A 15724-nucleotide genomic window follows, 5' to 3' on the forward strand; every position below is an offset into this window, starting at 1 on the left:
CACAAAAACCGTATCGCAAAAAAAGCGGGCGACCCTCTGGATCGCCCGCCGTGATGTCGCTGTATCGCGTGCCGCTGGCTCAGTATTTCGCCACGCTGCTGTCCACGTCGCTGGCCCAGGCCTCGATGCCGCCGACCACGTTGTGCACGCGGCTGAAGCCGAGCGCGCGGAACTGCTCGGCGGCCTGCGCGCTGCGCCCGCCGTGGTGGCACAGGAACGCCAGCGCGGTGTCCTTCGGCAGCGCTTCCAGCTGCGCGCGCTGGTCGCCGTCCAGGGTGCGGAACGGCACGTTCACCGAGGCGATTGCGCGCTCTTCCGGCGGGCGCACGTCCACCAGGATCAGGCCGCCGGCGCGCACCTGGTCGTCGGCGTCGCGCACGCTCAGTTCCTGCACCGGCTTGGGCGCGTTCGGGTTGTCGATCGCCAGGCCGCGGCCGCGCAGGTCGTCGACCCAGTCGATGGTGATGCCTTCGGCGCGGCGCGCGCTGGCCAGATCGAACTGCACGCGCAGGCCGTTGGACTCGGCGGCGATGGCGTTGGGGTCGGTCGGGGCCAGCTGGAAGTTCGGCTGGAACTGCGCGTCGATCGCCAGCGCCAGGGTCGCGCCCGGGGCATCGGCCAGCGCGCCGCGCAGCATGTCGGCGGCGGCGTCGGTGATGGTGATCGACGGCGGGGTGCGGTCCGGCGCCTGCACGCCGAGCAGTTCGCTCAGCTCGCCGCTGCCGGCCATCTGCAGGATGATGTCGCTGCCGCCGACCAGTTCGCCGTCCACGTACAGCTGCGGGATGGTCGGCCAATCACCGTAGGCCTTGATGCCTTCGCGGATGTCCTGGTCGGCCAGCACATTGACGTGGGCGAAATCGACGCCCAGTTCGTTCAGCGCACCCACCGCCTTGGCGGAGAAGCCGCACTGCGGCATGCTCGGCTGGCCTTTCATGAACAGCACGACGCGGTTGGAACTGAGCAGCGTTTCGATGCGGGAACGCAGGGCGGGATCGAGGGACATGGCAGTGATTTCGGTCGCTGAGTCGGACCGGTCATTCTACGCCGCATGGCATCATGGGGCATGACAGTTCCGGAAACGCTGCATCGCATCCCCCGTCACCCCTACCGCTGGCTGCCTGTGGCGCTGGCCTCGCAGGCGCTGGTGGCGGCGCTCTGGTGGCACTGGGGCTGGCGGATCGGGCTGCCGGCGCTGCTGGCCTCGCATGCGGCCCTGGTGCTGCCGGTGTTCCTGCCGCGGGCCTGGCTGTACGCGCCGGTGCTCAGCCGCCTGCCCGGCACCGCCCCGCGGGTGTGGCTGACCATCGACGACGGCCCCTCCGCCGACACTGCGCCGCTGCTGGACCTGCTCGACCGCCACCAGGCCAAGGCCACCTTCTTCCTGGTCGGCGTGCGCGCTGCTGCCCGCCCGGAACTGGTGCGCGAGATCCTGCGCCGCGGCCACGGCATCGGCAACCACAGCCACACCCACCCGCAGGCCTGGTTCTGGGCGCTGGGGCCGCGGCGCATGGCGCGCGAGATCGGCCAGGCGCAGCAGGTGCTGGGCGCCATCGCCGGCACCGCGCCGCGCTGGTACCGCTCGGTGGTGGGCATGACCAACCCGTTCGTCGCCGCGCCGCTGCGCGCGCATGGCCTGACCCGGGTGGCGTGGAGCGCGCGCGGCTTCGACGGCGTGAACTGCGATCCCGCCGCGACCGTGGCGCGCATCGCGCGCGATCTGGCGCCCGGCGCGATCGTGCTGCTGCACGAGGGCGCGGCGCATGGGCACAACCTGGCGATCGTGGAAGGCGTGTTGCAGGCGATGCGCGACAAAGGCCTGGTCAGCATCCTGCCGGGCTAGCGCGCCTGCGCGACCGAGATGCCAGGCGGCAACCGCGCGGGTCTGCCTGCACTGCAGTTGCTGTGGAGTCGCGACGCGAGCCAGCAGCTCGCGTTCGCGCCGGACTCAGCTGCCCTGGATGAGTCCGAACACGATCAGCGCGGCGACGCCGACCAGGGTCGCGATCGCAAAGATCAGGCCTAGCACGCCGTACAGCTTCCTGCGGTCGCGCTGGAACAGGCTGCCGATGCCGAGCGCGGCGGCGGCCAACTCGGCGAAGACGCCGACCATCATCGCCATGCCGACCAGCATCGCCAGCGGCGAGTCTTCGTCCAGGCTGTCGGGCTGGGAATAGACCAGTGCCGCGCACACGCCGATCAGCACGAGCGTGAGCACCGCGGCGATCAGGCTGACCGCGAACGAGGCGATGCCGAGGCCGGAATAGGGAGGAAGCGTTGGGGATGTCATGGGGACTCCGAGGGGGGGCAGGATCGTTCCGGCGCCGATGCGCGCAGGAGAGCGTGATGCGGTTTGCGCGCGCGGCGCTGGTCGCGTCGGCATGCGTTGCCATGGCAGCGATCGCGGATGCGGATGCGAATCGGCAGGTCGGCGCGTTCGCACTGAATGAGCGTGGCGCTGCACATTGCCGAAGCTTGCATTTCCATCCGTGGAATCCGAGCGGCGCTATCGATGCGCCAGCGACGGCGCGGCAGTATAGACGTCACGCGCCTCGCCAGTTGCCGGTGACCGCGGAAATGCGGTGCGGACTCGAGCTGCAATACGTGCACGCAACCGATGCACAGCGTTTCCGCGTCGCCAGGCGTCTGGCGACGGCAGTGCATGCAATGTCGAAACGGAGCTGCTTGGTGTATTCCCAGGCGTAAAGGCGCATGACCAGCCGCGTCAGCGCAGTTCGGCCACGATCAGCCAGTTGTTGAACGGCGTGTTGCCGTACAGCGGCGCGAACGTGGCGCGCAGCCCAGCGTCGCCAAGCTGGCGTTCCAGGCTGTCGCGGGTGGGATAGCACTTGGGCACTTCCTGCATCCAGCCGGCCAGGTGCGCGAGCACATCGGTGACGCGGCTGGTGCGGCCGCGGCCGCTGGCATCGCCCAGGGCACTGCGGATCACCAGCTTGGCGCCGGGGCCGAGCATCTTCGCCACGCTGCGGATCAGGTTGGCCTGCATGGCCGCGTCCAGGTACTGCAGCACGTCCAGGATCGCGACGCTGCCGCTGTGCTCAGGCCAGGCCTGGCCGAGATCGACCACGTCGAAGCGAGTGTCGTGCAGTTCGCTGCGCGCGGCGATGCGGAGCGCGCGGCGGATCTTGGACGCGTCGATGTCCACGCCGAGGTAGCGCTGCCGCTGGCCGTCGGCGCGCAGCGCATGCGCGAGCAGGCCCAGGCCGCAGCCCAGGTCCATGATCGGCGCGTCGGTGCCGCGCAGTGCGGCGAGCACGCCGGGGTAGAGCGGATCGGTGCGCAGCTTGGTGCGGGTGTAGTAGTAGTCGTAGCGGTTGCCGAGCGGATGCGTCGGCAGGAAGGCGCGGGCGATGGCCAGGGCCTGCGGGCGGGTCATGGGCTGGATGGTGCTGGCGTCGCGCAATGTCGGTCCTTGGCAGCGGGGCGTCGTACTCCGCTAGGCTAACGCATCGCGCGCCGCAGGCAACAGCAGGCCGGTCCAGCGCGCATACATCGCCGCTGATGGATGCAGGCCGTCGGCGGCGAGCATCGCGGCGCTGCCGCCGCCATCGCGGCTGGCCGCGGTGATGTCGACGAAGCGCACCGCACGCGCCTGGCAGCAGGCCTGCGCGGCCGCATTGAACGCATCGATCTGCGTGCCGATGCGCACCGGATCGTGTTCGGGCGTCTGCGCGAACGTGGTCACGCCCCAGTCCGGGATCGATACCGCCAGCACCCGCCGCGGCTGGCCGTCGGCAAAGCCGATCGCGCGTTGCAGCAGCGCAGCGAACTGCGTGCGGTACTCGTCGAGCGCGCGCCCGCGGTACTGGTTGTTGACCCCGATCAGCAGCGTCACCAGCGCGAACGGCCCCTGCGGCGCGGCCGCATCGATGCCGGCAGCGAGTTCGTCGGTGGTCCAGCCGGTGGTGGCGACGATCTGCGGATCGGCGATGGCGATGCCGTCGTGGCGCAGCGCCGCGGCCAGCTGCAGCGGCCAGCGCCCGGCGTTGGCCACGCCTTCGCCGATCGTGTAGGAATCGCCCAGCGCCAGATAGCGCAGCGGGGCATGCTGGAGTGTGGCGAAGCTGGCCTGGCTCATCGCGACGGCACCGAAGACGGCCGGGTCACCGACACCGGAAATCGCAGCAACGCCTCACGCTTTGCCATTCCCGATTCCCCATTCCCGATTCACCGCCCCCCAGCCACACTGCGCTGCTTCAGCGGCACCACCTTGGTCGCCGCCTCGGCGCGGCGCGCCAGCACCCGGTCGATGCGCGCGAACACCTCGCGCATCACCGCCGCTTCCGGTAACAGGGTCACGCGGAAATGGTGGCGGTAGGGCACGTTGAAGCTGGAACCGGGCACCACCAGCACGCCCTCGTCGTTCATCAGCTCCAGCGCGAAGTCGTGGTCGTCGAAGTTGCGCGCGGCCGCGCCGACCACCGCCGGGAACGCGTACAGCGCGCCGGCCGGCTGCACCAGCGACAAGTGTTCGCTGGCCGCACAGGCCTCGATCACCGCGCGGCGGGTTTCGTACAGGCGCCCGCCCGGCGCGCACAGCGGCGAGATCGTGTCCGGGCCGTTGACCGCGGCGTCGATCGCGTACTGGCCCGGCACGTTCGCGCACAGGCGCAGCGCGCCGAGCAGATCCATCGCATTGCGGAATTCGGTGACGCGCTCGGCGGCGCCGGACAGCAGCGCCCAGCCCACCCGCCAGCCGCAGGCGCGGTGCACCTTGCTCAGGCCGCCGAAACTGATGCACGGGTGCTCGCCGGCCAGCGGCGCGACCGGCACGAAGTCGGCGCCGTCGTACAGCACCTGGTCGTAGATCTCGTCGACCATCAGCAGCAGGTTGTGCTTGGCCGCGATCGCCACGATCTTCTCCAGCAGCTCGCGCGAATAGCTGGCGCCGCTGGGATTGTTCGGGTTGATCAGCACGATGGCGCGGGTACGCGAGGACACCAGCGTCTCGATCTCCACCGGGTCGGGCTGGAAGCCGTTCTCCGGCGCGCAGCGGTAGTACACCGGGCGGCCGTCGTTGAGGATGGTGGCGGCCGACCACAGCGGATAGTCGGGCGAGGGCACCAGCACTTCGTCGCCGGGATTGAGCAGCGCGCGCAGCGACAGGTCGATCAGCTCGCTGACCCCGTTGCCGATGAAGATGCGGTCCGGATGCGCGTCCGGGTGCTGGCGCCGCGCATAGGCCGCGGCGATCGCCTCGCGCGCCTCCGGCAGGCCCTGCTGGTGCGTATAGGGATCGGTGCGGCCCATGTCGTCGGCGATCGCACGCTGCAGGTGCTCCGGCGCGCGGAACCCGAACGCGCCGGGATTGCCGATGTTGAGCTTGATCAGCTTGCGCCCCTGCGCCTCCAGCTCCCGGGCTCGCCGCGCCAGTTCGCCCCGGATCTCGTAGCGGACTTCGGACAGGCGTTCGCGGATCGCGAGCGGCTTGATCGGGGGCGTGGGCATTGCGGTGAGCCGGTGGCAGGCGTTGGACTTGGCATGGTAACGGAAATGTGGTTGTGCCGCAGGTCGTGGCGCCCTGATGGGAAACGTCTTGGGGCGTTGGGCACTAGCCGCTGGAGGCTCGGTCATTCGGCAGGCTTTATTGGTGGCAGTAAGGAAAGGCAAAACCGGGTCGATATGGCGATAGCCGGATTGACGAGGCGCGCAGACCGAAGGATCCTATGTAGGGATTTGGGCCTAAGTTGGGTTCAGAAGCAAAGGATTGTGCTATGTCAGGGGGAATGGCGTCGCTCTCGATCATCGAGGGCGGTGAGGCTGTGCAGGATCGAACAGATCTGGCACTGCAGGGTTTGGTGCTGCTTGCGCAGTTTCATGGGGTGGCAGCCGATGCGGCGCAACTCGCGCATGCGTTCGCACGTATCGGCGAATCGTTCGACGAAACCACATTGCTGTTGGCTGCCAAGCAACTTGGGCTCAAGGCTAAGGTGGTGTCGCAATCTGCCTCGCGGATAGGTATGGCGGCCCTGCCAGCGCTTGCGCTGGTGCCGGACGGCGAGGCATTCATTGTCGCAAAGGTCAGTGGCGAACAAATCCTGATCCACGATCTGGTCGAAAAGCGGCCGCGCTCGATTTCAGTTGCTGAGTTCGAGGCACGCTATAAAGGTCGCTTGTTGCAAGTGGCATCTCGTGCTTCTGTGCTCGGCGATCTGGCCAAGTTCGATTTCAGCTGGTTCATCCCCGCGGTGGTCAAGTATCGCAAGCTGATGCTCGAGGTGTTCGTCGTCTCCTTCTTCATCCAGCTGTTCGCGCTGGTAACGCCGCTGTTCTATCAAGTCGTGATGGACAAGGTGCTGGTCCATCACGGATTGACAACCCTGGACGTCATCGCCATCGGGCTGGTCTCGATGGGCGTGTTCGAGGTGGTGTTGTCTGGCTTGCGTACCTATGTCTTCGCCCACACGACCAGCAAGATCGATGTGGAGCTCGGTGCGCGTCTGTTCCGCCACGTACTCGCCCTGCCGCTGGCTTATTTCGAATCGCGGCGAGTAGGCGACACCATCGCACGCGTGAGGGAGCTGGAGAATATCCGTAATTTCCTGACCGGGCAGGCGCTTACTTCGGTGCTGGACCTGTTCTTCACCGTGGTATTCCTGGCGGTGATGTTCTGGTATAGCGGTTGGCTCACCTTGATCGTAGTGTTGTCCTTGCCGCTTTACGCACTGATCTCGACACTAGTGACCCCGGTGTTGCGGACCCGCCTGAACGAGAAGTTCGCCCGCGGTGCGGACAACCAATCCTTTCTAGTGGAAACCATCAGTGGCATCGGCACAGTCAAGGCAATGGCGGTCGACCCGCGTGTTACCCGTACCTGGGACAATCAACTCGCTGGTTACGTCAATGCGGGCTTCGGCGTTACCAGGATCGCCACGCTCGGTCAGCAAAGCGTGCAACTGGTCCAAAAACTGACAGCCGTCGCCGTGTTGTTCTGGGGCGCCAAGCTGGTCATCGAGGGCAAACTGTCGGTTGGGCAATTGATCGCCTTCAATATGCTGTCCGGTCAGGTGACTGCGCCGATCATCCGCCTGGCCCAGCTGTGGCAGGACTTTCAGCAGGTCGGCATATCGGTCGAGCGGTTGGGCGACATCCTCAATACGCGTACCGAGGTGCCAGGTAGCCGCCTGGCGCTGCCTCCGATACGTGGGCAAGTGACGTTCGAACGGGTGACGTTCCGTTATCGTCCTGATGCGCCGGAAGTGCTGAACGGCATCGAGTTGGATGTCCGGCCAGGCGAGGTCATCGGCATCGTAGGACGATCTGGCTCCGGCAAGAGCACCTTGACCAAGCTGGTGCAGAGGCTCTACACGCCTGAGCGTGGCCGCGTCCTGATCGATGGTCAGGACCTGGCGTTGGCCGATCCTGCCTGGCTGCGCCGGCAGCTGGGCGTTGTGCTGCAGGAGAACTTCCTGTTCAACCGCAGTGTGCGCGAGAACATCGCCCTGTCCGACCCCGGCATGTCGCTGGATCGGGTGATCAATGCGGCGAGACTGGCGGGCGCACACGACTTCATCGTCGAGTTGCCGGAAGGCTACGACACCAAGGTGGGCGAGCACGGCGCGGGTCTATCCGGCGGCCAGCGCCAGCGAATCGCGATTGCACGCGCATTGATCGGTGATCCTCGCATCCTGATCCTGGATGAGGCGACCAGCGCTCTGGACTATGAGTCCGAGCATGCGGTGATGAGCAACATGCGTTCGATCTGCAAAGGCCGCACCGTGCTGATCATTGCCCATCGGCTATCGACCGTGCGCCAGGCCAATCGGATCGTCGTGGTGGAAAAGGGACGCATCGTAGAGAGCGGCTCGCACAGCGAACTGGTGGATCGTCCAGACGGCCACTACGCAAATCTATTCCGACTTCAGCAGGGAACCCCATGAAGCATCTGCTCCAGGGATGGCGCGACTTTTTCCACCGTTATTTCAATGTCTTCAGATCCGTCTGGTCCATCCGGAAGCAGTTGGATGCGCCTGATAGGACATCGGACGAGCGTGCGTTTCTTCCCGCGCATCTTGAATTGATCGAATCGCCGACATCGCCCACTGCGCGTTGGACCATGCGCGTCATCATCGCGTTCTTTTGCGTAGCGTTGCTATGGGCTTGCCTGGGCAAGTTGGACATCGTGGCAGTCGCCCCAGGCAAGACCGTAGTCGATTCCCGGACCAAGGTGGTGCAGACGGCAGAGACAGCGGTGGTGCGCAAGATCCTGGTGCGCGATGGGCAGGCAGTGAAGCAGGGCCAACTTCTAATCGAGTTGGACGCCACCGCAACCGGTGCGGACTTCGTCCAGGCCGGCGGTTCTCTGGTCAATGCGCGCCTAATGGTTCTGCGGCAGTCGGCACTTGCCCGTGCGATCGCCGATGGCCAGCCGCCGAGCTTGGACCCGGCGCCGGATCTAGATGCCGAGCGTGTCGCAACCGAACAGCAACTGGTCGTCAGCCAGTTCGAAGCCTTCCAGGCTCGCCGTCACAACCTGCAGGCCAGCATCGCGCAACGGCAGGCTGAACTGCGCACGACACAGGATGAGATCGGCCCGTTGGCTGAGTCTGCGCGCATTTCCAAAGTCCGCGCAGAGGACTACAGCCGCCTGCTAGAGGGTAAGTACGTGGGACGCCACGAATACCTGCTGCGCGAACAAGAACGCATCTCTGCGGAAAGCCAGCTCGCGACTCAGCGCAATCGCCTGCAGGAGATTCGCTCTGCCCTCAGTGGCGCGCAGGAGGAGCTGCGGATACTGGTGACCGATACCCGGCAGCAAGCGTTGGACGCTGTGCGCCAGGCGAACGAACAAGTCGGACAGCTGACGCAGGATGTAGCAAAGACGGGGCAGCGCGACAAGCTGATGGCACTGCGAGCTCCGGTGGACGGAACGGTGCAGCAACTGGCGGTGCACACGGTTGGCGGTGTGGTGACGCCAGCGCAATCCCTGCTGGTGGTGGTGCCAGCTGAGGAGGCGTTGGAGGTGGAAGTCACCGTGTTGAACAAGGACATCGGATTTATGCGGCCTGGGCAACCGGTGACCGTGAAGATCGATAGCTTTCCTTACACGCGCTATGGTTATTTGACTGGGACTGTGGCGAGTGTTTCGCATGACGCTGCGCAAGATGAAAAGCTCGGTTTAGTTTTTCCGGCACGAATTCGGCTTGATAACGACATGCTGGAGATTGAGGGTATGAAAGTGCAGATGAGTGCAGGCATGAGTTTGAGCGCGGAGATAAAGACGGGGAAGCGGAGGGTGATTGAATATCTGTTGAGTCCATTAAGTAGCTATTCGTCCGAGTCGCTACGGGAGCGATAGTTCTAAAAGAGTGTGCATTCCCTAATGATGTGGCGTGTGCCCAATATTTATTAAATAAAGTTTGGAAAACTATATGAAATTAAATTTTATATTTTTTTTTACTTTTATACTAGTGGGTTGTGATAGTGGGCCCTTGCCTGGTCACAGCGATGTATATGTCGCAATTAACAAAGTCTTGATGAAAAGAGGAGTTTGTGAAAGTCTGAGGGACTGCCAGGGCAAAAGTATTGTTTTTTGGGAGAGTAGTAACAATACGATGTATTTTAATATTTATTCATCTGGCGATGCGAATCAGTGGTCGGAAATCGAATCTGCTGTGGCTAAGGTTAAGTATGATTCAAATATTAAGCATCCTGTTAAATTATCCTTTTTTAAGGATAGTAAGTTCGAGGCTTTAAGTTGTAAATTTAACTGTACCCCTGTGCATACAAAGGAGATTTTGTGAAAGATTACGGATATGTGGAAGTTAGGTATGACGTGGGTGGAGCTGATAGCACTCCTCATACATTTATTGTTGTCACCAACCCTGATGGCACTACTAGGGAGTATGGTTTTGCTCCGGCGGTGAGTGGAAGAATGTGGGGGGATGGAAAAGTCTATGAAACGGGTGTGGGGACTGAGGAGGGGGAGCATGAATATCAAGGGGCGAGCAATAAGGTCGCCATTACCGAGGCTCAATATGCTAATCTTATGGAATTTATTGATTACACAAGATCTGGTAGTGAATATTGGGTTGGTGGCGATAATTTGACGCCGAAAATGTACAACTGCACCACTTGGCAAGATGCGGCTTTCGATTATGCTGGCTTGGCGTCTCCTACTCTGGCTGATAGTAACTGGAATCCATATGGTCAATACATCGTTGACCAGATTGAAGATTATTACGGTGGTGCGAGTGAGTGGATACAGAAGGAGATAGAAAGTGTCGAGGATTGGGCGGATAAGACCGCTGAGCAGATATCTGATTGGGTTAAAGAGAGGGCGCAGCAGGCCCAAGAAACAGGTGAGGAATGGTACGAAGCAGGAAGGAAGAAGTTAGATGATGCAAAGAAGGCCATTGACGACTGGTACGAGGATGCATGGCACTGGACCAAGGATAAAGTGGCTGAAGCCGGGGATTTTGTCGATGATCTGTTTGATCGCGCACGTCAGTGGATTCCTCGCCGTGACCCATTGACGCTGGATCTTGATGGCGACGGGATTGAAACCATTGGTGCTAATGGTTCGGTGCTATTCGATCACGATGGCGACGGTGTACGTAGTGGCACAGGATGGATATCGTCAGATGACGGCTTGCTCGTTCTGGATAGGAATGGGAATGGCTTGATAGATAATGGTTCTGAGCTTTTTGGTGTGGATACTATTCTTGCTGATGGCGGAAGCGCGTCGTCAGGCTTTGCAGCGTTAGCTGATCTTGATTCCAACAATGATGGCATATTTGACGCAAGCGATACACGATTCGGTGACGTTAGGGTATGGCGCGACCTCAATCAGGATGGGGTGTCGCAGGCTTCTGAGTTGTTTCAGCTCTCCACGCTTGGAATTGCATCGATTACGCTGACGCCGGTTACAACCACAGATCTCGATCTTGGCAACGGAAATATCGTTGACAATCGTGGTGCGTATACCCGCACTGACGGCGCTACCGGTTTGGCGGGCGACCTGCAGCTAGCTATGAACAATTTCTTTCGGGACTTCAGTGGTTCTTTGGTGCCGATTGTCATAACCGACGAAGCGAAACAGTTGCCTGGACTCAAGGGTAGTGGAGCTGTCCGCGATTTGGTAGAGGCCGCAAGTCTGTCAGAAGATCTTCTCGCATCGGTTCAATCACTAGCGCCCGGAATTTCCCGTAACCAGATGAGATCCGCACTCGACATGATTATCATGCGCTGGGCGGAGACCTCGACCATGCAGAGTAGCGAGGATTTCATTGAAGCCTCCGGTTCGATAAATCGCACCGTCTATTACCATGGCGCAGTTCCGGCGGCTGTCAACGCTGAGGGTCCAGCTGCCGTCGAAGCATGGATACAGCAGCAGCATGAGCAGTTAGCACCTATTATTGCCATCCTGGAGAAGTTTAATGGATCTAGCTTGGTCAGTTATCAAAATGATCAGGTATCAACTGGTGGGGGTACATATCAGTGGAGGAGCATTTCACGTGCGAATGGTGCTTCCGAACAGATAATGAGTATCCTTTTGCAGCCTGAGCAAATCAGCGCCATACTGGACGCCTACAGTAAGCTAAAAGAGTCAGTGTACGCTGGTTTGGTTGCCTATACTAGGCTGTCAGGCTATATGGATAGTGTCTTATTGTATTATTCCAATGGAAATCTGCAGTTTGATCTTTCTGCGCTGGGTGAAATGTTGGAAAGTAAGCGGGAAAGTGATCTTGGTGCAGCTCTTCAAGATGTCCTGGATCTTTATACATACGCAGACGGTTTCCTGAGTGACGGCGGCTGGGATGGTCCGACATTACTGAACGACTGGATCGAAAGCGCCAGCACGACATCCGCCGGGCTCGAAGCTATCGCGTTCGCGGGCATCAAGACCGTGTCAGGAAGTTTCACGGGCACGTCTGCAGATGATCTGGTCTGGGGTGAAGCGGCTAGAGACATCATTCATGGCGGTGCCGGTAACGATCTTATCGGAGGTGGCGCAGAGGCGGACACTTTGTATGGTGAGGCAGGAGACGATAGGTTGTTCGGCGGCCTGGGTGACGATGTGGTCATCGGTGGAGAAGGTAACGATGTTCTGCTGGGCGGTGGAGGCAACGACACGTTGAGTGGTGGCTTGGGCACGAACCGTCTGGAAGGCGGTGCAGGCGACGACGTACTGAGTGTGTCGTCGGAGTCGAAGGACAACGTGCTGGCCGGCGGAACGGGCAACGACATGCTCACCGGCAGCTATTACTCGGATACATACCTGTTTAACAAGGGAGATGGCCGCGACACGGTGGTGGAAACGTCCTACACGAGTGGGGCGGTGGACAAAGTCGTGTTCGGTGCCGGTATTGCAACTGGCGATGTGCGGATTTTTAAGGAAGGACAGGATGTGGTGCTGTCCGTCGGCGACGGCACGGATGCGGTGCGGTTGAAGAACTGGCTGGATTCCGCTGGCTATGAGAATGCAGGTGCCAGCATCGAGCAGGTCGTTTTTGCCGATGGAACGATCTGGACGCCAGCAACCATAAAGGCGACAGGGTTGACAACGCTGGGTACGGACGGGAATGACACGCTGACGGGTTGGCGTGGCAACGACATCCTGTTGGGCGGCGACGGCAATGATACGTTGAACGGTAGTTTGGGTATGAATCGTCTGGAAGGCGGTGCAGGCGACGATGTATTGAGCGTGTCCTCGGAGGCGCAAGACAACGTGCTGGCCGGCGGAACGGGCAACGATACGCTCACCGGTAGCTACTACTCGGACACGTACTTGTTCAACAAGGGTGATGGCCGCGACACGGTGGTAGAGACGTCCTACACGAGTGGGACGCTGGACAAGATCGTGTTCGGTGCCGGCATTGCAACTGGCGATGTTCGGGTTTTTAAGGAGGGGCGGGATGTGGTGCTGTCCATCGGCGACGGCACGGACGCGGTGCGGTTGAAGAACTGGCTGGATTCCACTGGCTATGAGAGTGCAGGTGCCAGCATCGAGCAGGTCGTCTTTGCCGATGGCACGATCTGGACGCCAGCGACAATAAAGGCAGCAGGATTGACAACGCTTGGCACGGTAGGAAACGACATCCTGACTGGCTGGGCTGGCAACGATATCTTGCTGGGGGGGGATGGTAGCGATAAATTGAATGGTGGCTTGGGCACGAACCGTCTTGAAGGCGGTGCAGGCGACGATGTATTGAGTGTGTCGTCGGAGTCGAAGGACAACGTGCTGGCCGGCGGAACGGGCAACGATACGCTCACCGGTAGCTACTACTCGGATACGTACCTGTTCAACAAGGGTGATGGCCGTGACACGGTGGTAGAGACGTCCTACACGAGTGGGACGCTGGACAAGATCGTGTTCGGTACCGGTATTGCAGCCAGTGACGTGCGCGTGTTGAGAGAAGGGCAGGATGTGGTGCTGTCCATCGGCGACGGCACGGACGCGGTGCGGTTGAAGAACTGGCTGGATTCCGCTGGCTATGAGAGTGCAGGTGCCAGCATCGAGCAGGTCATCTTTGCCGATGGGACGATCTGGACGCCAGCGACCATAAAGGCGACAGGGTTGACAACGCTGGGTACGGACGGGAATGACACGCTGACGGGTTGGCGTGGCAACGACATCCTGTTGGGCGGCAACGGAAACGATACGTTGAACGGTAGTTTGGGCACAAACCGTCTTGAAGGCGGTGCAGGCGACGATGTATTGAGTGTGTCGTCGGAGTCGAAGGACAACGTGCTGGCCGGCGGAACGGGCAACGATACGCTCACCGGTAGCTACTACTCGGATACGTACCTGTTCAACAAGGGTGATGGCCGTGACACGGTGGTAGAGACGTCCTACACGAGTGGGACGCTGGACAAGATCGTGTTCGGTACCGGTATTGCAGCCAGTGACGTGCGCGTGTTGAGAGAAGGGCAGGATGTGGTGCTGTCCATCGGCGACGGCACGGACGCGGTGCGGTTGAAGAACTGGCTGGATTCCGCTGGCTATGAGAGTGCAGGTGCCAGCATCGAGCAGGTCATCTTTGCCGATGGGACGATCTGGACGCCAGCGACCATAAAGGCGACAGGGTTGACAACGCTGGGTACGGACGGGAATGACACGCTGACGGGTTGGCGTGGCAACGACATCCTGTTGGGCGGCAACGGAAACGATACGTTGAACGGTAGTTTGGGCACAAACCGTCTTGAAGGCGGTGCAGGCGACGATGTATTGAGTGTGTCGTCGGAGTCGAAGGACAACGTGCTGGCCGGCGGAACGGGCAACGATACGCTCACCGGTAGCTACTACTCGGATACGTACCTGTTCAACAAGGGTGATGGCCGTGACACGGTGGTAGAGACGTCCTACACGAGTGGGACGCTGGACAAGATCGTGTTCGGTACCGGTATTGCAGCCAGTGACGTGCGCGTGTTGAGAGAAGGGCAGGATGTGGTGCTGTCCATCGGCGACGGCACGGACGCGGTGCGGTTGAAGAACTGGCTGGATTCCGCTGGCTATGAGAGTGCAGGTGCCAGCATCGAGCAGGTCATCTTTGCCGATGGGACGATCTGGACGCCAGCGACCATAAAGGCGACAGGGTTGACAACGCTGGGTACGGACGGGAATGACACGCTGACGGGTTGGCGTGGCAACGACATCCTGTTGGGCGGCAACGGCAACGATACGTTGAACGGTAGTTTGGGCACAAACCGTCTGGAAGGCGGCGCAGGCGACGACGTACTGAGCGTGTCGTCGGAGTCGCAAGACAACGTGCTGGTCGGCGGAACGGGCAACGATACGCTCACCGGCAGCTACTACTCGGATACGTACCTGTTCAACAAGGGCGATGGTCGCGACTCGGTGGTGGAGACGTCCTACACGAGTGGGGCGGTGGACAAGATCGTGTTCGGTACCGGTATTGCAGCCAGTGACGTGCGCGTGTTGAGAGAAGGGCAGGATGTGGTGCTGTCCATTGGCGATGGTACGGACGCGGTGCGGCTGAAGAAGTGGCTGGACTCCAGCGGCTATGAGAGTGCAGGTGCCAGCATCGAGCAGGTCATCTTTGCCGATGGGACGATCTGGACGCCAGCGACCATAAAGGCGACAGGGTTGACAACGCTGGGTACGGACGGGAATGACACGCTGACGGGTTGGCGTGGCAACGACATCCTGTTGGGCGGCAACGGAAACGATACGTTGAACGGTAGTTTGGGCACAAACCGTCTGGAAGGCGGCGCAGGCGACGACGTACTGAGCGTGTCGTCAGACTCGCAAGACAACGTGCTGGTGGGCGGAACGGGCAACGATACGCTCACCGGCAGCTACTACTCGGATACGTACTTGTTCAACAAGGGAGACGGTCGCGATACGGTGGTAGAGATCTCCACGTATAGTGGGGCTACGGATCGTATTGTCTTTGACAAGGATCTTGCTGTAGACGACACCTTCTTCAGCAGATCCGGAAACGATCTGTCCATCGCCATTCGGGGAAGCGACGATCAGCTGACCGTCTCTGGTTGGTTTGCCTCCAGCTCCCGCCAAGTCGAGTATTTGCAGTTCAAGGACGAGACTGTCGCGTCTAGCGAAGTGGCCGCCTTGATCGCTGCAATGGCAACCACCAGTTCCTCGTCCTCACCGTTGGTATCTTCCAACTCTCAAGAAGCGAAGCTGTTGGTTGCCAGTTCAATAGTCTGAAACTGCTTCCCAGTCCTTGCATGAGTTGTAACTAACGAGGCCCCGCTGACGCGGGGCCTCTTTTTTATG

Annotated in this window: 9 protein-coding genes; 4 read left to right on the forward strand and 5 right to left on the reverse strand. The window is 61.1% G+C overall.

The window, feature by feature from the left end:
* Positions 1–79: 79 nt before the first annotated feature.
* Positions 80–1006: a Grx4 family monothiol glutaredoxin gene (grxD, locus tag HEP75_RS04130; protein ID WP_185825552.1), complete on the reverse strand. Its 927-nt coding sequence runs from the start codon at positions 1004–1006 to the stop codon at positions 80–82.
* A 45-nt stretch (positions 1007–1051) separates the two neighbouring features.
* On the opposite strand from grxD, the gene HEP75_RS04135 reads away from it, so the two are divergent.
* Positions 1052–1843 carry a polysaccharide deacetylase family protein gene (locus tag HEP75_RS04135; protein WP_185825553.1) on the forward strand — a complete coding sequence of 264 codons (792 nt, stop codon included), beginning with the start codon at positions 1052–1054 and terminating at the stop codon, positions 1841–1843.
* A gap of 105 nt (positions 1844–1948) precedes the next feature.
* On the opposite strand, the gene HEP75_RS04140 is transcribed toward HEP75_RS04135, so the two are convergent.
* From HEP75_RS04140 to HEP75_RS04155, 4 genes are all read right to left on the reverse strand, one after another.
* Positions 1949–2290, reverse strand: a complete 342-nt coding sequence (locus HEP75_RS04140; RefSeq protein ID WP_185815291.1) for a hypothetical protein — start codon at positions 2288–2290, stop codon at positions 1949–1951.
* A 435-nt stretch (positions 2291–2725) separates the two neighbouring features.
* Positions 2726–3397 carry a class I SAM-dependent methyltransferase gene (locus tag HEP75_RS04145; RefSeq protein ID WP_185825554.1) on the reverse strand — a complete coding sequence of 224 codons (672 nt, stop codon included), beginning with the start codon at positions 3395–3397 and terminating at the stop codon, positions 2726–2728.
* Positions 3398–3457: 60 nt separating this feature from the next.
* Positions 3458–4099, reverse strand: coding sequence for an SGNH/GDSL hydrolase family protein (locus HEP75_RS04150; RefSeq protein WP_185825555.1), 642 nt, complete (start codon positions 4097–4099; stop codon positions 3458–3460).
* An 89-nt stretch (positions 4100–4188) separates the two neighbouring features.
* Positions 4189–5469: a pyridoxal phosphate-dependent aminotransferase gene (locus HEP75_RS04155; RefSeq protein ID WP_185825556.1), complete on the reverse strand. Its 1281-nt coding sequence runs from the start codon at positions 5467–5469 to the stop codon at positions 4189–4191.
* 266 nt (positions 5470–5735) lie between these two features.
* On the opposite strand from HEP75_RS04155, the gene HEP75_RS04160 reads away from it, so the two are divergent.
* The 3 genes from HEP75_RS04160 to HEP75_RS04170 all read left to right on the forward strand — a co-directional run bounded on the left by HEP75_RS04160 (position 5736) and on the right by HEP75_RS04170 (position 15655).
* Entirely contained in the window at positions 5736–7901 is a 2166-nt protein-coding gene (locus HEP75_RS04160; protein ID WP_276568363.1) for a type I secretion system permease/ATPase, read from the forward strand.
* Positions 7898–9319, forward strand: a complete 1422-nt coding sequence (locus HEP75_RS04165) for an HlyD family type I secretion periplasmic adaptor subunit (RefSeq protein WP_185825557.1) — start codon at positions 7898–7900, stop codon at positions 9317–9319. The genes HEP75_RS04160 and HEP75_RS04165 overlap by 4 nt, the downstream gene beginning before the upstream one ends.
* A gap of 441 nt (positions 9320–9760) precedes the next feature.
* Positions 9761–15655, forward strand: a complete 5895-nt coding sequence (locus tag HEP75_RS04170; RefSeq protein ID WP_255423995.1) for a calcium-binding protein — start codon at positions 9761–9763, stop codon at positions 15653–15655.
* The last annotated feature ends 69 nt before the right edge of the window (positions 15656–15724 follow it).

The sequence above is a fragment of the Xanthomonas sp. SI genome (genome assembly GCF_014236855.1).
In the GTDB taxonomy this organism is placed as follows: Bacteria; Pseudomonadota; Gammaproteobacteria; order Xanthomonadales; family Xanthomonadaceae; genus Xanthomonas_A.